16 protein-coding genes are annotated in these 19,949 nt (G+C 71.4%); 8 read left to right on the top strand and 8 right to left on the bottom strand.

All coding sequences use genetic code 11. From position 1 onward, the window contains the following. Positions 1–129: 129 nt before the first annotated feature. A complete protein-coding gene (locus H4687_RS29410; protein WP_046917212.1) occupies positions 130–1,419 on the top strand; it encodes an amino acid deaminase in 1,290 nt (429 codons plus the stop codon). Positions 1,420–1,469: 50 nt separating this feature from the next. Beyond that, positions 1,470–3,089 (top strand): N-acyl-D-amino-acid deacylase family protein, encoded by a 1,620-nt coding sequence (locus H4687_RS29405; protein ID WP_046917213.1) that lies wholly within the window; start codon positions 1,470–1,472, stop codon positions 3,087–3,089. A gap of 8 nt (positions 3,090–3,097) precedes the next feature. Here H4687_RS29405 and H4687_RS29400 read toward each other — a convergent pair whose 3' ends face one another. Next, complete coding sequence (locus H4687_RS29400) at positions 3,098–4,006, bottom strand: S1 family peptidase (RefSeq protein WP_046917214.1); 909 nt, start codon at positions 4,004–4,006, stop codon at positions 3,098–3,100. A 313-nt stretch (positions 4,007–4,319) separates the two neighbouring features. On the opposite strand from H4687_RS29400, the gene H4687_RS29395 reads away from it, so the two are divergent. The 6 genes from H4687_RS29395 (at position 4,320) to H4687_RS29370 (ending at position 10,959) form a co-directional block, all read left to right on the top strand. After that, a complete protein-coding gene (locus H4687_RS29395; protein ID WP_046917215.1) occupies positions 4,320–5,531 on the top strand; it encodes a pyridoxal phosphate-dependent aminotransferase in 1,212 nt (403 codons plus the stop codon). A gap of 120 nt (positions 5,532–5,651) precedes the next feature. Further along, positions 5,652–6,053, top strand: coding sequence for an SCO4983 family protein (locus H4687_RS29390; protein WP_046917216.1), 402 nt, complete (start codon positions 5,652–5,654; stop codon positions 6,051–6,053). Positions 6,054–6,493: 440 nt separating this feature from the next. Next, complete coding sequence (locus tag H4687_RS29385) at positions 6,494–7,591, top strand: substrate-binding domain-containing protein (protein WP_046917217.1); 1,098 nt, start codon at positions 6,494–6,496, stop codon at positions 7,589–7,591. Beyond that, the gene (locus H4687_RS29380) at positions 7,588–8,778 is read left to right on the top strand and encodes a toxic anion resistance protein (protein ID WP_046917218.1); all 1,191 of its coding nucleotides are present in this window, start codon (positions 7,588–7,590) and stop codon (positions 8,776–8,778) included. Before H4687_RS29385 ends, H4687_RS29380 begins: the two co-directional genes overlap by 4 nt. Next, complete coding sequence (locus H4687_RS29375; protein WP_046917219.1) at positions 8,775–10,370, top strand: vWA domain-containing protein; 1,596 nt, start codon at positions 8,775–8,777, stop codon at positions 10,368–10,370. The genes H4687_RS29380 and H4687_RS29375 overlap by 4 nt, the downstream gene beginning before the upstream one ends. Positions 10,371–10,374: 4 nt before the next feature. Beyond that, entirely contained in the window at positions 10,375–10,959 is a 585-nt protein-coding gene (locus H4687_RS29370; protein WP_046917220.1) for a hypothetical protein, read from the top strand. A gap of 371 nt (positions 10,960–11,330) precedes the next feature. On the opposite strand, the gene H4687_RS29365 is transcribed toward H4687_RS29370, so the two are convergent. The 7 genes from H4687_RS29365 to H4687_RS29335 form a co-directional block, all read right to left on the bottom strand. Then, positions 11,331–12,497 carry a hypothetical protein gene (locus H4687_RS29365; RefSeq protein ID WP_046918279.1) on the bottom strand — a complete coding sequence of 389 codons (1,167 nt, stop codon included), beginning with the start codon at positions 12,495–12,497 and terminating at the stop codon, positions 11,331–11,333. Between the two features lie 145 nt (positions 12,498–12,642). Continuing rightward, entirely contained in the window at positions 12,643–13,431 is a 789-nt protein-coding gene (locus H4687_RS29360) for a PP2C family serine/threonine-protein phosphatase (protein WP_046918278.1), read from the bottom strand. A 1-nt stretch (position 13,432) separates the two neighbouring features. Next, the gene (locus H4687_RS29355) at positions 13,433–14,194 is read right to left on the bottom strand and encodes a vWA domain-containing protein (RefSeq protein WP_005480825.1); all 762 of its coding nucleotides are present in this window, start codon (positions 14,192–14,194) and stop codon (positions 13,433–13,435) included. A gap of 202 nt (positions 14,195–14,396) precedes the next feature. Continuing rightward, positions 14,397–15,602, bottom strand: a complete 1,206-nt coding sequence (locus tag H4687_RS29350) for a hypothetical protein (RefSeq protein ID WP_046918277.1) — start codon at positions 15,600–15,602, stop codon at positions 14,397–14,399. 159 nt (positions 15,603–15,761) lie between these two features. Further along, positions 15,762–16,316 (bottom strand): hypothetical protein, encoded by a 555-nt coding sequence (locus H4687_RS29345; RefSeq protein WP_192781734.1) that lies wholly within the window; start codon positions 16,314–16,316, stop codon positions 15,762–15,764. Further along, positions 16,303–17,292 (bottom strand): serine/threonine-protein kinase, encoded by a 990-nt coding sequence (locus H4687_RS29340; RefSeq protein WP_050399534.1) that lies wholly within the window; start codon positions 17,290–17,292, stop codon positions 16,303–16,305. Before H4687_RS29340 ends, H4687_RS29345 begins: the two co-directional genes overlap by 14 nt. A gap of 505 nt (positions 17,293–17,797) precedes the next feature. Continuing rightward, positions 17,798–19,624, bottom strand: coding sequence for a phosphoenolpyruvate carboxykinase (GTP) (locus H4687_RS29335; protein WP_046916702.1), 1,827 nt, complete (start codon positions 19,622–19,624; stop codon positions 17,798–17,800). Positions 19,625–19,949 lie beyond the last annotated feature (325 nt).

Below are 19,949 nucleotides of genomic sequence, written 5' to 3'. Positions count from 1 at the left end.
CTCCTCGTCGCGTCGGGGGGGGCGGGTTCGGCACCGTTGACCCAGGTCTGGCTGGGATGTTAGACAGCTTTCAGCGACATACGCAATGAACGTTGCATGTGATGCAACGAACTCGTCAGGGAGGACCCCATGGGCGCCGAGAGTGTCGAAGCGCTGGCCCGGCTGGCCGCGGAACGCGTCGACCACCGCTTCAAGGGCCTCCCGCCGGACGCCGACGGCAGCACCGTGGCCGAGCTGGCCGGCCGGCGGCTCAACCTGTTCACCGACGGCTTCACCACCCCCGTGCTCGCCCTGTCCGCCGAGCGCCTGGAGCACAACCTGGCGCTGATGGAGACCTACTCGGCCCGCCACGGCCTCGCCTTCGCCCCCCACGGCAAGACGTCCATGGCACCGCGGCTGTTCTGGCGGCAGATCGAGCGCGGCGCCTGGGGCATCACCCTGGCCGTACCCCATCAGGTGCGCGTGGCACGGGAGTTCGGGATCGAGCGGGTCTTCCTGGCGAACGAGGTCGTCGATCCGGCCGCCCTGCGGTGGATCGCCGGCGAACTGGCCGCCGACCCCGCCTTCCGCTTCGTCTGCTACGTCGACTCCGTGCGCGGTGTCGCGCTCATGGACGCGGCGCTGCGGGCCGCCGGGGGCCCCGCCCGCCCGGTCGACGTCGTCGTGGAGCTGGGCGCGGGCGAGGACGCGCGCACCGGCGTCCGTACGGAGGCACAGTGCGCGGCCGTGGCGGACGCGGTGGCCGGGACCGGGACACTGCGGCTCGTGGGGGTCGCCGGCTACGAGGGCGAGGTGCCGGGGGCCGACCCCGAGCGGGTGGCGGCCTGGCTGCGCCGGCTGACCTCGCTCGCCGTCGACTTCGACAAGGCGGGACGGTTCGCCGGGCTGGACGAGGTGATCGTCAGCGCGGGCGGCAGCGCGTGGTTCGACGCCGTGGCCGAGGTCTTCGCCGAACTTCCCGAACTGTCCGTGCCCGTACTGAAGTTGCTCCGGTCGGGCGCGTACGTCTCGCACGACGCCGGCCACTACCGCCGGCTCACCCCCTTCAACCGCGTCCCCGAGGAGGGCACCCTGGAGCCCGCCTTCCGGCTCTGGGCGCAGGTCGTCTCCCGCCCCTCCCCCGACCAGGCCTTCGCCAACGCGGGCAAGCGCGACGCCGCGCACGACCTGGACCTGCCGTCGGCCGAGGTGGTGCGGGACGCGGGCACGGGCGAGGTCCGCGAGGCCGCGGGAATCACGGTGACGGGGCTGTCCGACCAGCACGCGTGGCTGCGCACCGGGGCGGGGGCCGCGCTGGAGGTCGGTGACTGGGTGGGGCTGGGGCTGTCGCATCCGTGCACGTCGTTCGACAAGTGGAAGCTGATCCCGGTGGTGGAGGCGGACGGCACGGTCGTGGACTACGTCCGCACGTTCTTCTGAGCGGGCGGCGACCGCTGCCGATCCCGGCACCGCCCTGAAAGGTGACGCACATGGACCTGGTCTTCCGTGACGCCGACGTCGTCGACGGTTCCGGCGAGCCCTCCTACCGCGCCGACGTGGTCGTGGCGGACGGCAGGATCACGACGATCGTCAAGGAGGCGGCCGCGGCCGGGTGCCAGCGGCCGAGGGCCCAGCGGGAGATCGACGCCGAGGGCCTGGTCCTGGCCCCCGGCTTCATCGACATGCACGCCCACAGCGACCTCGCGCTCCTGCGGGACCCCGAACACACCGCGAAGGCGGCACAGGGGGTGACCCTGGAGGTCGTCGGCCAGGACGGGCTGTCGTACGCGCCGGTCGACGACCGCACCCTCGAAGAGGTCCGCCGCGCGATCACCGGATGGAACGGCTACGGCGAGGACATCGACTTCACCTGGCGCTCGGTCGGCGAGTACCTGGACCGCCTCGACCACGGCTTCGACGGCGAGGGCATCGCCGTGAACGCCGCGTACCTCGTCCCGCAGGGCACGGTGCGGATGCTCGCCATGGGCTGGGAGGACCGGGAGGCGACACCGCGGGAGCTGGACCGGATGCGGGAGGCGGTGGCGGCGGGCCTGCGGGAGGGCGCGGTCGGGATGTCGTCGGGGCTCACCTACACCCCCGGCATGTACGCCGGGGACGCCGAACTCACCGAGCTGTGCCGGGTGGTGGCGTCGTACGGCGGTTACTACTGCCCACACCACCGCTCCTACGGGGCGGGCGCGCTCCGGGCGTACGAGGAGATGGTCGCCCTGACCCGGGAGGCGGGCTGCGCCCTCCACCTGGCCCACGCCACCATGAACTTCGGCGTGAACGAAGGGCGGGCCCCGCAGCTGCTGACGCTCCTCGACGAGGCGCTCGCGACGGGCGCGGACATCACGCTCGACACCTACCCCTACACCCCCGGCTGCACGACGCTCGTGGCGCTGCTGCCGAGCTGGGCGGGCGAGGGCGGCCCGGAGGCGGTGCTCGCGCGGCTGAGGGACGACACGACGGCCGAACGGATCCGGCACCACATGGAGGCCCTCGGCTCCGACGGCTGCCACGGCGTGCCCGTCGAGTGGGACACCGTGGAGATCTCGGGCGTCACCGACCCGGCACTGTCGTCGTACGTGGGCCGGACGATCGCGCGGTCGGCGAAGGAGCGCGGCGAGGACCCCTGGGTGACCGCCCGCCGGCTGCTCGTCGAGGACCGGCTCGGCTCCACTGTCCTGCAGCACGTCGGGCACGAGGAGAACGTGCGGGCCATCATGCGCCACCGGGCGCACACCGGGGGCTCCGACGGCATCCTGCGCGGCGACAAGCCGCACCCGCGCGCGTACGGCACGTTCCCGCACTATCTCGGCCGGTACGTGAGGGAGCTGGGCGTGCTCTCCCTGGAGGAGTGCGTCGCCCACCTCACCTCACGCCCCGCCGCGCGGCTGCGCCTCGTGGACCGGGGACTCGTCCGCGAGGGGTACCGCGCCGACCTGGTGCTCTTCGACCCGGCGACCGTGGCCGCCGGGTCGACGTACGAGGCACCGCGCACCCTGCCGACCGGCATCCCCTACGTCCTGGTCGACGGCCGTCCAGTCATCGAGGACGGCCGGCGGACGGACGTACTGGCGGGCCGGGCGGTCCGGCGTGGCGCCTGACGGGTTCCCTACGGCCTGGGAAGGATGCAGCCGCTGCGGGTGAGGTCGAGCTTGTTGTCCACGCCGAAGCAGGCGGGGACGTGCCAGGTCTGCTGGGCGTAGTTGATGCCCGGGCGGACGGTCACGGTGCCGTTCGCGTCGACCTCGCAGGGGTTGTTCTCGGTGCAGCGCCCGCCGTCCTCGTTGCCCGTGTTGTTGACGCCGACGACCTTGCCGGTGGCGTTGTCGAGGACCGGGGAGCCCGAGGTGCCGCCGATGGTCTGGCAGGCGGAGGTGTAACGGATGGAGTCCTTCCAGGTCCAGGAGCCCTCCTTCAGCCGGTACGCGTACCCGTCGACGGCGCAGCTGTAGGTCCGCTTCCAGTACCCGGAGACGACGGTGATGGGGGTGCCGACGGTCGGGCGGGCGGTGTCGTAGACGAGGGCGTCGATGCCGTATGTGCTCTTGATCTGCGCGTACGTGGTGGTGAGCTGGTACACCGCCATGTCCGTGTCGGTCATCGTGCCGTAGGCGATCTTGCTGGCGCGCAGGGTGCCGACGCGGGTGCCGGCGGAGTTGAGCAGACCGAAGGTGCGGGTGGAGGCCCGGTCGACGAGGACCTGGCCGGCGGCCGGGAAGCCGGTCTCCAGGCAGTGGCCGTTGGTCATGACCAGCGCCGGGTCGTTGTCCTCGGAGGCGGGCATCCGGACGACCGAGCCGGAACAGTTGCTGAGCGAGACGGTGCCGGCGAAGTTGACGGCCTGGATCGCCGGGGCCGGGGCCGCGAGGTCGGCCACGGTTTTGTTCGCCGTGTCGACGACGCTGCCGACGGCCGACTTCACGGGTGCCGCCGCGGGCTCCGGCGCCGCGACCGCCGGCGCCGCGCCCGCCCCGGTGATCACCAGGGCGAACAGCGCGGCGACGAGAGGCTTTCTCATGTGGGGGTCCCCTCTTGCTACGTGGATTGCTGCGTGGGTACTGCGTGAGCTGCCGTGCGGGGTGTGCTGTGCGGGCTGAGCTGTGCCGTGGGGCTGTCGTGCGGTGGGGGGTGAAGGTCTTTCGGCCACCGCAGTTTGTCATGCGCATTGTGAAGGCCGGGTGAGGGCCGAGCAAGGAGTTGGTTCCGGCCGCACGATCTTCGGCCAGAAGGCGGGGGATCGGGGGACGGTGGGGCGGTTCGGGCGGGAGAGGTCGCCCCGGGTGGTGGAAAACACGACACGGAACGCGTTACCGGGCCGTAAGCTCACGGGCATGCAGGTGATCCAGTCGACGAAGCTCGCCAACGTCTGTTACGAGATCCGGGGCCCGGTGCTCGAGGAGGCGATGCGACTTGAGGCCGCGGGGCATCGGATCCTCAAGCTGAACACCGGCAATCCGGCGGCGTTCGGCTTCGAGTGCCCGCCCGAGATCCTGGAGGACATCCTCCGCAACGTGTCGTCGGCCCACGGCTACGGCGACGCGAAGGGCCTGCTCGCGGCGCGCCGCGCGGTGGTCATGCACAACCAGACCCTCGGCATCGAGACGGACGTCGAGCACGTCTTCATCGGCAACGGCGTCTCCGAGCTGATCGTGATGGCCATGCAGGGCCTGCTCGACGACGGCGACGAGGTCCTCGTCCCGTCCCCGGACTACCCGCTGTGGACGGCGGCGGTCTCCCTGTCCGGCGGCACGGCCGTGCACTACCGCTGCGACGAGCAGGCCGACTGGATGCCGGACCTCGCGGACGTCGAGCGCAGGGTCACCGACCGCACCAAGGCGATCGTCATCATCAACCCGAACAACCCGACGGGCGCGGTGTACGACGAGGCGATGCTGCGCGGACTGACGGACATCGCGCGCCGCCACAACCTCCTGGTCTGCTCGGACGAGATCTACGACAAGATCCTCTACGACGACGCCACGCACACCCCGACGGCCTCGGTCGCCCCCGACCTGCTGACCCTCACCTTCAACGGCATGTCGAAGGCGTACCGCGTCGCCGGCTACCGGGTCGGCTGGATGTCGATCTCCGGGCCCCGCGCGCACGCCGACTCCTACATCGAGGGTCTGACGATCCTCGCGAACATGCGGCTGTGCGCGAACATGCCGGGGCAGCACGGGGTGGTCGCCGCGCTCAGCGGGCGTCAGACGATCAACGACCTGGTCCTGCCGGGCGGGCGGCTCAAGGAGCAGCGGGACGTCGCGTACGAGTTGTTGACGCAGATCCCGGGCGTCACGTGCGTGAAGCCGAAGGGGGCGCTGTATCTCTTCCCGCGCCTCGACCCGAACGTCTTCAAGATCAAGGACGACCGCCGGATGGTCCTCGACCTGCTGCGACAGGAGAAGATCATGGTCGTCCAGGGCACCGGGTTCAACTGGGCCGAGCCCGACCACTTCCGGGTGGTCACACTGCCGACGGTGGGCGATCTGCGGTCCGCGATCACCCGGATCGGGAACTTCCTGGACGGGTACGCGCAGGCCTAGCGGCGTGGAACGAAGCGCGGTGCGGCGCGCCGAGAGTGGTGGGCCCGAGCTTTCGGACCTCGCTCAACTTTAGACCGAATCTAAGGTAGAGTGGTCGTCCGAGAGCTTGGAGGCCATCCCATGTACGAGCCGATCCGCACGAAGTCGGTCCACACGATGGCCGGCACGACCTCCTCCGACTTCCCTCACCGTTCGCGTGAGGAGGAGCTGGACATTCAGCTCGCGGGTCATCTGGCGGCGCTGCTGGCGGCCACCGACGAGCTCCGCGCGCTGAGCCCCTCCGACGACCTCGACGCCGCCGCGGAGGCGCTGGCCGCGCGGGTCGCCGGGCTGCGGGGCGGGCTGCCGCCGGTCCGCGTCGCCGCCGGCGGGGGCACGGGGGATGTCGCCGCGCTGCACCGGCGGGCGCACGCGCTCGCGGGGCGGGCACTCGTCGTCGCGGCGTCCCGCGCGGACACGGCGTCCGCGATCCTGGCGGCCGAGCGGATGGACGCGCACGCGGTCGTACCGCTGACCGCGTAGCCACTCGGGTCGGGGGTACGGGTCCGTCGTCGACCGCGCCTCCGGTGGGGTCTGGTCGCGTAGTTCCCCACGCCCCTAAAAACCCGGGCCCCGCGGGCCCCTAAAGCCCAGCCCCTTCGGACCCATGAAGCCCAGGCCCCGCGGGCCAGAAAGCCCAAGTCCTGCGGGCCTGAAAAGCGGCGGGCGCAGCCCCTGCTTTTCAGGGGCGCGGGGAACTGCGCGAGAAGCCCCACCGGGCCCGCACCCGAAAACAACCGGGCGCACCCACAGCCCCAGGGGCGCGGGGAACTGCGCGAAAGCCCCCAGCGGGCCCGCGCTGAAACACGTACCCACGCCCGCACCCCCGGCGGCAGCCGCCCGTTGCGTTCCGGGACCACCGCTTCACCCCCCGTTCACCCGGAACGACGAGGAACGTTGGGTTCCGGGAGCACTCTCCCCCTGTGAGACGAATCGCAGGAATCGTCCTCGCGGTCCTGCTGATCGGCGGCGTGGTGGCAGCCGTCGTGGCAGGCCGGGACACCGGGGACACGAGCACGGCAACGAAGACCGTGCGAGGAGTGATCGGGTCGGAGAAGGCGGAGTTCTTCGCCGACCCCCAGGTGGTGAAGGCCCTGGCCGCCAAGGGCTACACCGTGAAGACGGAGACGTCGGGATCCTGGGCCATGGACGGCCTGGATCTGAAGGGATACGACTTCGCGTTCCCGTCCAGCAAGGCACCCGCCGACGAACTGGCCGCGAAGTACAAGGTCCGTGAACCACTGCCCCGCCCCTTCTACTCCCCCCTCGTCGTGGTCGCCCACCGGGACGCCGCCGAGGTACTGCGCGGGAACGGCTTCGCCACGCTCGACAAGGGCCGGGGCGTCCTCGACATGGCCGCCTATCTGAAGGCAGCCGAGAAGAACCGGACGTGGCAGGACCTCAAGGGGTCCGAGAAGTACGGCGAGTTGATGGGGCTGCTCTACATCGCCACCACCGACCCGACCACCTCCAACTCGGGCGCGCTCTACCTCGCCGCCGCCTCCAACGTCGCCAACGGCGGCCGTGTGGTCGCGAGCAAGGCGGACCTGGACCGGACCGCCCCGCTGATGCACGAGCTGATCAGTGTCCAGGGCGCCCAGCAGCCGAGCACCGACGCGGCGTTCCGTGACTTCGTCAGCGGGGTCGGCAGTCCCCTCGTCCTCGTCTACGAGTCACAGGTGGCCGCCCTGCTCGCGGCGGATCAGCGCGTCGACGACATGGTCGTCCTCTACCCGGACACCACCGTCTTCAGCGACCACACCGTCGTGCCGGTCACGGACGAGGGCCGCGCGCTCGGCGAACTGCTCGGCACCGACCCGGCGTTGCGCGAACTGGCGGCCCGGCACGGCTTCCGGCCGCAGGGCGCGGCCACCGAGTTCACGTCGGCGACCGCCGGCCACACCACCCACCTGATGCAGAGGCTGACCGTCCGGCAGGCGCCCGTGCCCACCTCCGAGGTGCTGCACGAGATGGCGCGCCGGGCCAGGGGCCAGGAGGACGAGGGGGAAGACGACACATGACCATCGAAGACAGCAACGACGACCGCACCTTCACACTCACCCCTCCCGCACCGGTCGCCGCCGTGCCCCGGGAGAAGGCCGGCGGACTCGTCCCGGTCGAGGAGTCCGTGCGGACGGACATGGCCCGCAAGGCCGAGGAGTACGTGCGGGGGCTCACCGCCCTCGACGCGCGCTCCCCGGAGTTCGCCGGCAAGGTCGGGGAGATCACCTCGCTCGGCGCGGGCGAGATGCGCACCGCCGCCGCGCAGTCCAACCGGATGCTGGAGCGGACCGTGCGCAGCCTGCCGAGCAAGGGCGGGGACGCGCAGTCGCAGGTCGCGGGCTCGCTCGTCGAACTCCGGCGCGTGGTGGAGGACCTGGACCCGAGGGACCTGCCGGCGAGCAAGGGCCGCAGGTTCCTGTCCCGGCTGCCCGGCGGCAACAAGCTGCGCGACCACGTCGCCAAGTACGCCTCCGCGCAGGGCACGCTGAACAGGATCGTGGGCTCCCTGCGCGGCGGCCAGGACGAACTGCGGCGCGACAGCGCCGCGTTGCAGACAGAGCGGGTCCGGCTGTGGGAGACCATGGGCAAGCTCCAGGAGTACGTCGTCCTGGCGGAGGCCCTGGACACGGCCGTCGAGGCCCACATCCGGACGCACGTCGACGGCGTCGACCCGCAAGCGGGCGACACCCTGCGCGCCGACGTCCTCTTCCCCGTCCGGCAGAAGCACCAGGACCTGCTCACCCAGCTGGCCGTCTGCGCCCAGGGCTACCTGGCCATGGACGTCGTACGGCGCAACAACGAGGAGCTGATCAAGGGCGTCGACCGGGCCGCCACGACCACGGTGTCGGCGCTGCGCATCTCGGTGATGCTCGCCTCCGCGCTCGACAACCAGCGGAAGGTCGTCGACCAGGTCAACGCGTTGCGCGGCACCACCGAGGACCTGATCCGGGGCAACGCCGAGATGCTGTCCACCCAGAGCGGCGAGATCCAGCGCATCGCCGCCGATCCGGCCGTCGGCGCGGAGACGCTCCGCTCGGCCTTCCAGCAGATCTACCGCACGCTCGACGCCATCGACACCTACAAGGCGCAGGCCACGGAGACCATGGCCGCGACCGTCGAGTCCCTGACCTCCGAACTCCAGAACGCGAGCCAGTACCTGGAGCGCAGCCGGAACCAGGGCGCGCTGGAAGGGGGACTCGGATGAGGACACCGACGAGAGCGGGGACGGCGACCCGCACGAGGGCACGGACCACGGCGGCCGTCGCCGCGGTGACCGGGCTCGTGCTCCTGGCCACCGCCTGCACCGCCACGGACCAGCCCGGGCCCGGCCCGGCGGAGGCCACCCAGTACATCCCCGGCACCCTGCGGGTCCTCGCCTCCAGCGAACTCGCCGACATGAAGCCGGTGCTGGAGCGCGTGGAGAAGGACACCGGCATCAAGGTCCGGCCCACCTACATGGGCACGCTCGACGCGGTGGACCTGCTCACCGGGTCCCGGGCGAAGGGCTCGTACGACGCCCTGTGGCTCTCCTCCAACGACTATCTGCGGCTGCGCCCGGACGCGGCGAAGCAGGTCGTGTCGGAGACACCGGTGATGTCCAGCCCGGTCGCGATCGGCGTGAAGAACGAGACCGTACGGAAGCTGGGGTGGAAGCCCGACCGCGTCACCTGGTCGGACATCGAGAACGCGGTGGCGGACGGGAAGCTGACGTACGGCATGACCGACCCCTCCCGCTCCCACTCCGGTTTCTCGACGCTGATCTCGGTGGCGTCGGGCCTGTCCGGCGCCCAGTCCGCGCTCACGGACGCGGACGTGGCACGGGCGACGCCCCGGCTGAAGGAGTTCTTCACCGGGCAGCAGCTGACGTCGGGGTCCTCGGGCTGGCTGGCGACGGCGTACGACCGGCGCGGTGACGTCGACGCGCTCCTCAACTACGAGTCCGTGCTGAAGTCGCGCCAGGACCTGACGGTGATCCGGCCGCGCGACGGGGTCGTCACCGCCGACTACCCGCTCTCGTCCCTGGTGTCCACGAGCAAGGACGTCCGGGACGACGTACGCCGGCTCACCGACGCCCTGCGCACCCCGGACATCCAGCGCCTGATCACCGAGAGGACGCTGCGCCGCCCGGTCGTCGCCTCCGTCCCGCCCGCGGCCGGTCTCGACACCACGCGCCGTCGCGAACTCCCCTTTCCCGGCTCCCGGTCCGTCGCCGACGGCCTGCTCGACGCGTACGAGAACGAGCTGCGCCGCCCGTCGCGGACCGTGTACGTCCTGGACACCTCGGGCTCGATGGAGGGCGACCGGCTCGACCGGCTGAAGGCCGCGCTCACCGAGCTGACCGGTGACTTCCGCGACCGGGAGGAGGTCACGCTGATGCCGTTCGGGTCGGACGTGAAGAGCGTGACGACGCATGTCGTGCGGCCCGAGGCCCCGAAGGCCGGGCTCGACGGCATCCGCGCCGACACCGGCAGGCTGTCCGCCTCCGGGGACACCGCCATCTACACCTCGCTGCGGAAGGCGTACGAGCACCTCGGCGCCGCCGACCGGGACACCTTCACCTCCATCGTGCTGATGACGGACGGCGAGAACACCGAGGGCGCGAGCCCCGCCGACTTCGACGACTTCTACGAGCGGCTGCCCGCCGCCGACCGGCGGATCCCCGTCTTCCCGATCCTCTTCGGCGACTCCGACCAGGGCGAACTGGAGCACATCGCCGACCTGACCGGCGGCCGCCTCTTCGACGCCCGACAGGGCTCACTCGACGGCGCCTTCGAGGAGATCCGTGGCTACCAGTAGATTCATGGCGTACGTCGAGTCCCGCAAGAACCTCACCGGCAGCGCCCTCGGGGTCGCCGGACTCGGGCTGACCTTCGCGGGGATCGCGGGACCGTACTGGCCGGTCGTGGTCGTCGGGCTGTACGGCGCGGGCGCCCTGATCGCCCCGCCGGAGCGCCCTCCGCCGCCTGACTTCCCGGACCCGTCCGCCCAGCTCGACGAGGTGCGGACCGACTACGGCACCCTGCGGGGGTACCTGGCCGGTGTCGAGCTGCCACCCGCCGCGTCCGGTCGGCTCACCGAGCTGACCGACCTCCTCACCGCCCTCCTCGATCCCGGCTGGGTCGCCGAGATCCTCGCCCGCGACCCGGAGGGCGTCCACGCCCTCTCCCGGGCCGTACGGCAGGACGTCCCCGAGGCGGTCGACACCTTCGTCCGCACCCGCTGGTGGACTCGGCTGACTCCGGGGGCGGAACCCCCGGAACGCCACCTGGAGCGTCAACTCGGCCTTTTGCAGGAGGAGTTGGGACGTCTCGCGGCGGCGCTGCGCGATGCGGAGGCACGTCGACAGGAGTCGCACACGCGGTACCTGGAGGGCCGGTCGGGGTGAGGGAGCGGGTCGGTGCGTCGGTGGGTGCGGCCCGGTGGGGCTTCTCGCGCAGTTCCCCGCGCCCCTGAAAAGCAGGGGCTGCGCCCGCTGCTTTTCGGGCCACAGACCCCTCGCTTCCCAGGCCCGCAGGACCGCCACATTTCAGGCCGGCAGGGCGCCGCTTTCCAGGTCTGCGGGGCCTGGGCTTTCCAGGCGCACCGGGCCGCCGCTTTCCAGGCTGGCAGGGCTGCCGCTTTTCACATCTGCGCGCCTGGGGTTTTTGGGGCACGGGGGCCTGGGGTTTTAGGGGCGCCGGGAACTGCGCGAGAAGCCCCATCGGTCCCGCACCCGCCCACGAAACCCGCATCACCCCCTACGACCGGCGGCAGCCGTCAGCCGAGACTCGCCAGGATCACGATCAGCAACACCACCCCCACCACCACCGCCAGCACCTTCAACGCCGCGTACGGGGACGGCGGCTGATCCGGCGGAGCCACCCACGGAGCCCCCGGGGCCGACGCGGGACGGGGTCCGTTGAACACGTCGTGCCCGGTGACCGCGGCCCGGGTGCACCAGGGACAGGTCGGCAGATGGGAGCCGTAGGTGTGCAGGGGCCGCACCGTGCAGGCGCGCACCTCGCCGCGCTCCTTGTCGAGGGCGCGGAGCCAGGCCTCGGCCTTCGGCCGGGCGTCGGGGTTCTCGACGCCGGCACCGAAGGCGGCCTTGGCGAGGGTCAGGAGTTCGGTCGGCAGCACGGAGGGGTCGATCGTGCCGCGCGGGATGGTCACCCGCTCGGGGCGGACGACATAGCTGCAGCTCGCGGCGATGTTGTCCTTGACGGTCGACTCGGAGGCGCTCTCGTGCGGCACCCCGCCGAAGGGGTGGTTGCCGGCGGTGAGCAGCTGGTAGACGAGGACGGCGAGGGCGAAGTCGTCGCTCTGCCGGGTCGCGGGGCCGCCCGCCTGGCGCTCGGGGGACGAGTAGTCGGTGGTGTGCATCAGGCACGGGAAGAGTTCCCCGGTGACCGGGTCGGTGAAGGCGATCGAGTCGCAGTCGAGGAAGGTGACGAAGCCGTTGCCGTCGACGACGACGTTGCTGCTGGAGAAGTCGCCGATGACGAGGTCGTCGTAGTGCATCCGGGCGGTCATGAAGGCGAGGTTCCAGGCGACGCCCAGCAGGAACCGCCAGTCGGCCCGGTCGGGGAAGAGCTTGAGGCGCTGGACACGGGTGAACAGGCCCACCAGCTGCACGTGCTGGGGTTCGCCGAACCGACGCATCGCGTAGCCGAGGAACTCGCCGTTCGTGCCCCGGGCGATCGCGGTGGGCCAGGCCAGCTCGGGCGGCTGGTTGGCGTCCGTCGGGCGGGCGGCCAGCGGGGACATCGTGAGCATGCGGGCCAGCCGTCGCTCCTGGTCCGGCCCGGGTGTGTCCCGGTAGATCTTGACGACGATCCCGGCGTCCCCCTCCACGGGGAACACCGCCGCCTGCCCGCCGCCCTTCAGCGGCGACTCGGCCAGCGTGACCCGCCTGCCGTCGAGAAAGACCGTGCGGCCGCTCATGGCCGTACCTCCGGGTGTCATGGGGCCGGTCGCCGCCGCGCGGACGCGTCGGCCTGGGGGCAGGGCCACCACCGGCGGAGTCGTCCGTCGTGCGCGGCGGTCATCGCCGGTGCGGTCGTCGCCGGTGCGGTCGTCGCCCGTGCGGTCATCGCCGGTGCGTGCGGACGGCTCGCAGCAGGGTCTTGTCGTCGGCGTTGAGGGCGGTGAGGCGGTCGGAGCGCAGGAGGGCCGCCAGATTGGGGTCGCGGTCGTCCTCGGCGGCGGTGTCCAGGGAGCGGAACACGGCGTCGGCGAACGAGGTGTTCGGGGACGTGGCGCCGTCGGTCGCCCGGTTGAGCATGGCCTGGGCGAGGCCGTCCGTGGACAGGAGCACCCCGTCGACCCCGTCGTCCGCCACGCACTCGGTGTGGGTCCAGCGCGCCGCGTCCGGCGAGGTGAGGAACACCGTCTCGTTGCTGTACTCGCTCGCCGCCGCGGCCTGCGGCAGCAGATGGAACTGCCGCTCCCCGTCCTCCGTCCCGGCCCGTACGACGACGAAACCGTCCCCGACGGTGACATGACCGAGCCAGCCGGGTGCGAGCACCACCACCGTGAGCGTCGTGGCGAAGTCCTGCGCGTCGGCTCCGGTCCGGTCGAGGAAGTCCTTGCTCACGTCGTGCAGGGAGTCCCGCAGCAGCTCGTGCACGGCCTCCCCCGGCGGCACCTCCGGGGCCGTCTCGGCCCGCCGCCCGAAGTGCTCCGTCGCGAGCCGCACCGCGAGCCGCGCGCCCTCCTCCGAGCGCGGCCTGCTGCCGGCCCCGTCGGCGACGGCGAGCACGGCGACGGAGGCCGTGGCGGTGGCGGCGCACGCGTCCTGACAGGGCAGTCCCTGGCGCCGGTGCCGGTAGCCCTCGACGCTCAGGCCGTGGATCCGCCAGGGTGCGGCGGCGATCATCTCACGCCTCCCAGGCCGGGCGCTGCGTCTTGAACTGGCTGAAGATCTTCTCGAACACCTCGTCCCCCGCGCCCTTCTGCTCGGCGTTGGCGCTGGCGGACATCATCTGGAGCAGTTCCCGGAACGGGAAGCCCTGCAGCCGGGCGTTGAACTTCGGCGCGAACGCGCGCAGCACCTGCTCCCCCCGGTCCGTGATCCCGCCGACCCCGATCGCGTACAGCCGGAAGCGGCGGGCGCTCTGCTCCTCGGCGAGGACGGGGACCAGCCGGTGCCAGGATTCTGTGAGGTGACCGGTCGGGTCGGTGGGCAGGCCGTCGGTGACGAGGCAGATCTGCGGCCGGTAGTACTGCAGCCCCGAGGCCCGCAGTTCGGCCTTGCGGGCCGCGACGATGTGCATCGCCAGCTCCAGCGCCTCGGTCATCAGGGTGACTCCGGCGGCCGTGAGCTGCGGTGCCTGGAAGGCGTGCGCGGGTATGAAGGGGCTCGTGCGGGTGCGCGGGTCGAGGAGCTGGGGTCCGCGCCAGGCGCCGACGCCCTGGCCGCCGAAGGTGACGACGGCGACCTCCACGCTGTAGCTGAGGCTGACGTCGTCGTGGAGTTCGCGGGTCCATTCGGCGAGCGCGTTGTTCAGCGTCTGGATCGGCGGGCCCGCCATGGAGCTGGACGTGTCGAGGCAGAGCACGAGCGGCATGCGCTGGGCGTTGTTCTCGAACTCGATGTCGGCGTACTCCGCCGGCAGCGTGGGCGGGTATTCGCGGTGCATGGTTCTTCCCCCTGTGCCTGTGTGTTGCCGATGCCTCTGGTGTTGCTGATGTTTCTGGTGTTTCTGGCGTTGTCGATGCCTGTGTCGCCGATGCCTGTGTCGCGGTCGCCGATGCCGGTGTCGCGGCTGGTGCGACGGTCACGTCTGCCGGGGTCGCGGCCGGTCCTCGCCGGCCGGTGGCCGGCGGCCGGCGCCGCCGACGTCATCTGGGCGTGCCCTTCGCGTGCCGGGCGGCGGTCGGCGGGAAGGCGTACAGGACCTCGGAATCGCGTTCCCGTGCGTCGGTGACGTCGACGAGTGCGCCGGGAGCGGGTGGTGGGCGCCCCGGCTCGGCCCACACGGCCCGGCGCAGCACCCGGTCGAGTTCGACATAGCCCTGCGGGTGGAGTTCGGTCCGTACGACGGCCGTCCGGGAGTGCGTCGGGCGGGGTCCCACCTGACGCCCGTACCGGGGTGCGGGCGCGGCGCGCAGCCGCGTGGTGGCCTCGTCCCCCTCAACGGCCGCGCCGCCGAGGCCGTTACCGCCCCCTCTCCCGCCCCCGTTTCCGCTTCCGCTCCCGCTCCCGGTTCCGCCGCGCGCCGCGTGCGCCGGCGCCGCCCGGGTGGGTCCGCCGAGGGCCCGTCCGGGAGACACCGCCCGATGGCCCACGGCCACCGGGCCCCTGGAGCGCCGGATCACGATCACGAAGGCGAGCAGCAGCAGGGCGAGGAGGAGACCCATCCAGAAGGCGGTCCAGGCGCCGCTGCCGTAGCCGGCGGGGTCGTCGTCGGTGGTGTCGGCCCGTTCACCGCCCTGCTTCTGGTTGCCCTGCTTCTGGCCGCCCTGCTCGGCGGATCCGCCCGGGGAGGTGTCGGCGTGCGGCTTCCCGTCGTCCTTCCCCGGGCCGATGGCGTCGACATGGCTGGTGACGTCGGCGGCCAGACCCGCGTCGATCAGCTCCTTGCCGTCCAGGGGCGCGGACCTGTCGCCCTTGCGCTCGATCAACTCGCAGATCAGTGTGCGTTCGACGCAGAGGCCCGCGTCCTTCAGGGCTCTCATCGGGCCGGGCCGCAGCCGGTCGATGCGGGCCTCGGGATGGACGAGCCGCCCCTCGGCCAGGACCAGCAGGGCCGTACCCCCCTCACCGGTGGCCTTGTCCTTCTGCACGCGGACCACGAGCGGGTACCGGTCCCTGCGCAATGCCTCGATGTCCTGGTGCTGCCGCTCCTCGACGTCCTCGTACGCCAGTGGCTCGTCCAGCGTGATCACGACAGGTCCGTCCTTGATCACCTCGGCCCAGCACGCCAACTGCTCGGTGAGCCGGTCGGCACACGAGTCGGCGGCCGCCACGGACGACCCGCCCGGCACGAGTGCGACCAGTGACCCCACCAGCACACCGACGAACGACAAACGCCCGATCGCCCCCACCGCACCCACCCCCCGTGGCCTGAAAGGCACGCCCCCGCGGCCCTGAAATAGCCCATCCCATAGTGGAGCAGGCGACGGGGCGGCCGGAAGGGTTTGGTGCATTCCGCCGGTGGAGTTACGGCGACTTTCGTCGACTTACGATCAGTACGCTTTTCACTTCTACAACTTGAACACCTGATGGCAACGGCTGAACATCTGTCGCGCCCTCTCCACCCAGTCATTGGCCAGCGCGTCGAAGTCGGCCTGGGTGATGCGGCACGTCAGCGGCAGGTCGCACACCCCGGCGAGGCAGGGGCGCGGCCCGCGCACGTCCCACACGGAAAGCATGGGAATCAATTGTTCGGTATTCCACGCGTTCGACGCGGCCGCCGCCATGGCGAGTTGGTCCTGCCGGAGGAAATGCCCGTCCGTCGCGAAGGCCACGAGTAGCCTTTTGGTGGTCATGAATCTCACCGTGACCATGCGCCCCGCCTCGGGGAGATCGAATCGCAGGGACACGGACACGGTGTCGTGGACCGTGTGGTAATTCCGCCGGGCGACCCAGTTCTGCACCAACTGCCGCCAGTGCGTGCCGAGGTCGTGGATCTCGGCGTTGAGCGAGGGATGCGCCTCACGGCCCCCGGAGGACTCCCGGCCCGTGGACGATTCCCGGCCGGAGTAGGAGCCCTGGCCCGGGAAGGAGTTGTGGCCCGGGTAGGAGTCAGGCACCGTCACGGACCACCGCCCCGGCGACCATGGCGTCGGTCAGACCGGCGTCGAGCAGTGCCTGGGCGTGGAGCAGCAGGCAGGAGGGGACGGACTCGCTCGTCGTACGGCGCAGGTGGCGCTCCTTCAGCTCCTCGTACCGCACCTCGATGGTCCGGGCCACCTGCGGCGGCGGCCACACCTCCGCGCTCGCGTCCTCCTCCACCAATTCGGCCAGGATCTCGGCGAGTCGGGGCCGGTCCTCGGGCCGCTTGGCCAGGCAGCGGGCGATCAGGGGGCGCAGTCCCGCCGGTACGCCCTCCAGCCGGGGCTCTCCTCGTACGACCTCCACGCGCACGCCTTCGCCGCTGCCGTGCGGGGAGCGGCCGGTGAGCGCGTACACCAGGACGCCGCCCAGCGAGAAGATGTCGCTCGCCGGTCCGACCCGGTCGCCGCGGATCTGCTCGGGCGACATGAACGGCGGGGTGCCGACGACGACACCGACGCGGGTGAGGCCGGGGGCGCCGTCGACCCGGGAGATGCCGAAGTCGATGACGCGGGGGCCGTCCTGGGCGAGCAGGACGTTGGCCGGCTTGAGATCGCGGTGGATCACGTGCGCGGCGTGGATGGCCTGCAACGCCTCGACGAGTCCGGCGCCGAGGGGGCGGACCTGGGCCTCGGGGAGGGGGCCGTCGGCGCGGACCGCTTCCGCGAGGGAGGGGCCGGGGACGTACAGGGTGGCCAGCCAGGGGAGTTCGGCGGTCGGGTCGGCGTCGACGACGGCGGCGGTGTAGGCGCCGCTGACCACGCGGGCGGCGGCGACCTCGCGGGCGAAGCGTTCGCGGAACTCGGGTTCCGCGGCGAGTTCGGGGCGGGCGACCTTGACGGCGACCTCGCGGCCGGCGGGTGAGCGGCCCAGGTAGACCCAGCCCATGCCGCCCGATCCCAGGCGGCCGACTATCTTGTACGGGCCGATCTTCAGGGGGTCACTTACGGGTGTACGCACCCCGCTCACCTCATTTCGGGGTTCGGTGCGGATGTCCCGAGTGTCCCGCGAAATCCGTTGCGCGGCAGCCCTTTTCGCCCCCTCCGCCCCTACCCGTCCCATCCCGAGGGGCTGCGCCCCTTCGACCCCCGGCCGCGGGCCCGGTGGGGGCTGATCGCGCAGTTCCCCGCGCCCCTGAAAAGCAGGGGCTGCGCCCACCGCTTTTCAGACCCGCGCACCCACCGCTTCCAGACCCGCGCGCCCAACCGCTCCGGGCCGACGCAGGCCCGTCTTTCAGGCCCGCCGGGGCCCGGGCACTCAGACCCGCCGGGGCCCGGGCTTTCAGGGGCGCGGGGAACTGCGCGAGAAGCCCCACGGAGCGGCACTCGCCGACGCACCCGCACCCCCCGAGCCACCAGGCGCACCACATTCCCCGGCGCGCACCAAAAAGTCCGCGACCGGCCGAGGAGACGTCGCTGGTCAGGGCAACCCATATCCGGCCGATCGCGGAGCACACACGCGGGCGTCAGCCCAGACGGCTCACCAGCGCCCGGTACTCGTCCCACAGCTCCTTCGGCGTGTGATCACCGAAGGTGTTGAGGTGTTCGGGCACGAGCGCGGCCTCCTCCCGCCACACCTCCTTGTCGACGGTCAGCAGGAAGTCGAGGTCGGACGCGGACAGGTCCAGCCCCTCCGTGTCGAGCGCCTCCGGCGTCGGGAGGATGCCGATCGGCGTCTCCACACCCTCGGCCTTGCCGTCCAGCCGGTCCACGATCCACTTCAGGACCCGGCTGTTCTCACCGAACCCGGGCCAGACGAACTTGCCCGCGTCGTTCTTGCGGAACCAGTTGACGTAGTAGATCTTCGGCAGCTTCGCCTGGTCCTTGCCCTTGGCGACATCGACCCAGTGGCCCATGTAGTCGCCCATGTTGTAGCCGCAGAAGGGCAGCATCGCGAACGGGTCGCGGCGCAGCTCGCCGACCTTGCCCTCGGCCGCCGCGGTCTTCTCGGACGCCACGTTCGCGCCCAGGAACACCCCGTGGTTCCAGTCGAAGGACTCCGTCACCAGTGGCACCGCCGTGGCGCGGCGGCCACCGAAGAGGATCGCCGAGATCGGCACGCCCTTGGGGCTCTCCCACTCGGGCGCGATGATCGGGCACTGCGAGGCGGGCACCGTGAACCGGGCGTTCGGGTGGGCGGCCGGCGCCTCGGCGTCCGGCGTCCAGTCGTTGCCCTTCCAGTCGGTGAGGTGGGCCGGAGTCTCCTCCGTCATCCCCTCCCACCACACGTCGCCGTCGTCGGTGAGCGCCACGTTGGTGAAGACCGAGTTGCCCCACAGCGTCTTCATCGCGTTGGCGTTGGTGTGCTCACCGGTGCCCGGCGCGACGCCGAAGAACCCGGCCTCGGGGTTGATGGCGTAGAGCTGCCCGTCCTCGTCGAAGCGCATCCACGCGATGTCGTCGCCGATGGTCTCGACGGTCCAGCCCTTGACGGTCGGCTCCAGCATCGCCAGGTTCGTCTTGCCGCACGCCGACGGGAACGCGGCGGCGACGTACTTCGACTCACCCTGCGGCGGGGTCAGTTTGAGGATCAGCATGTGCTCGGCCAGCCAGCCCTCGTCCCGCGCCATCACCGACGCGATGCGCAGGGCGTAGCACTTCTTGCCGAGCAGCGCGTTGCCGCCGTACCCGGAGCCGTAGGACCAGATCTCGCGGCTCTCGGGGAAGTGGGAGATGTACTTGGTGCTGTTGCAGGGCCACGGCACATCGGCCTGACCGGGCTCCAGCGGGGCGCCGAGGGTGTGCACGGCCTTCACGAAGAAGCCCTCGGAGCCCAGCTCGTCCAGCACCGGCTGTCCCATACGGGTCATCGTGCGCATGGAGACGGCGACGTACGCGGAGTCGGTGATCTCGACGCCGAGGGCGGACAGCGGGGAGCCGAGCGGCCCCATGCAGAACGGGACGACGTACATCGTGCGCCCGCGCATCGCGCCGCGGAACAGGCCCTTCTCCCCCTGGAAGAGGTCCCGCATCTCGGCGGGGGCCTTCCAGTGGTTGGTCGGGCCCGCGTCCTCCTCCTTCTCCGAACAGATGAACGTCCGGTCCTCGACCCGAGCGACATCGGTCGGGTCGGACGCGGCGTAGTAGGAGTTCGGGCGCTTGATCGGGTCGAGCCTACGGAAGGTGCCCTTCTCGACGAGCTCCCCGCACAGGCGCTCGTACTCGGCCTCGGATCCATCGCACCAGACCACGTTGTCCGGCTCGGTCAGTTCGGCGATCTCGTTCACCCACGCCACGAGTTCTCGGTGGGTGGTCGGGACGGTTGAAGGGGGAGCCGCGATGTCGCGCGCCACGATTGCTCCTAAAATGAGGGATTTTGTGTGGGAGGCCCCGTGGGGGCTGCGACCCGGATGCTTCATCAGTGGTGCCCTTGGCGCTCATCCGGTGCCGACTGCACTCATTTGATCATCCGACGAGAGTGCCCATATGTCCATAGGGCCTCACACGTGAGCATGGTGACCATCACCACTCACCGAACCGCGCCCGAAAGGTTTCTTTGCGTCACCGCCGGTTCACCGCAGGTATCCATACGGGCGGCCGAACCCCCTCCGGGGGCTCCCCGTGAGACGATGGCCACTTCCGAGCGTGTGAACAGGACGCACGGCCTCGTAAGTTACG

The organism is Streptomyces stelliscabiei, from assembly GCF_014873495.1.
Classification (GTDB): Bacteria; Actinomycetota; Actinomycetes; order Streptomycetales; family Streptomycetaceae; genus Streptomyces; species Streptomyces bottropensis.
The sequence above is the reverse complement of the archived record's forward strand: the minus strand, read 5'-3'. Positions and strand labels throughout refer to the sequence as shown.

Excerpts from the sequence above, each read along its gene's own strand:
- H4687_RS29365 (WP_046918279.1), bottom strand. The coding sequence starts at position 12,497 with ATGAGCGGCCGCACGGTCTTTCTCGACGGCAGGCGGGTCACGCTGGCC.
- H4687_RS29380 (WP_046917218.1), top strand. The coding sequence starts at position 7,588 with ATGACCATCGAAGACAGCAACGACGACCGCACCTTCACACTCACCCCT.
- H4687_RS29395 (WP_046917215.1), top strand. The coding sequence starts at position 4,320 with ATGCAGGTGATCCAGTCGACGAAGCTCGCCAACGTCTGTTACGAGATC.
- H4687_RS29370 (WP_046917220.1), top strand. The coding sequence starts at position 10,375 with ATGGCGTACGTCGAGTCCCGCAAGAACCTCACCGGCAGCGCCCTCGGG.
- H4687_RS29405 (WP_046917213.1), top strand. The coding sequence starts at position 1,470 with ATGGACCTGGTCTTCCGTGACGCCGACGTCGTCGACGGTTCCGGCGAG.
- H4687_RS29360 (WP_046918278.1), bottom strand. The coding sequence starts at position 13,431 with ATGATCGCCGCCGCACCCTGGCGGATCCACGGCCTGAGCGTCGAGGGC.
- H4687_RS29400 (WP_046917214.1), bottom strand. The coding sequence starts at position 4,006 with ATGAGAAAGCCTCTCGTCGCCGCGCTGTTCGCCCTGGTGATCACCGGG.
- H4687_RS29410 (WP_046917212.1), top strand. The coding sequence starts at position 130 with ATGGGCGCCGAGAGTGTCGAAGCGCTGGCCCGGCTGGCCGCGGAACGC.
- H4687_RS29375 (WP_046917219.1), top strand. The coding sequence starts at position 8,775 with ATGAGGACACCGACGAGAGCGGGGACGGCGACCCGCACGAGGGCACGG.
- H4687_RS29390 (WP_046917216.1), top strand. The coding sequence starts at position 5,652 with ATGTACGAGCCGATCCGCACGAAGTCGGTCCACACGATGGCCGGCACG.
- H4687_RS29355 (WP_005480825.1), bottom strand. The coding sequence starts at position 14,194 with ATGCACCGCGAATACCCGCCCACGCTGCCGGCGGAGTACGCCGACATC.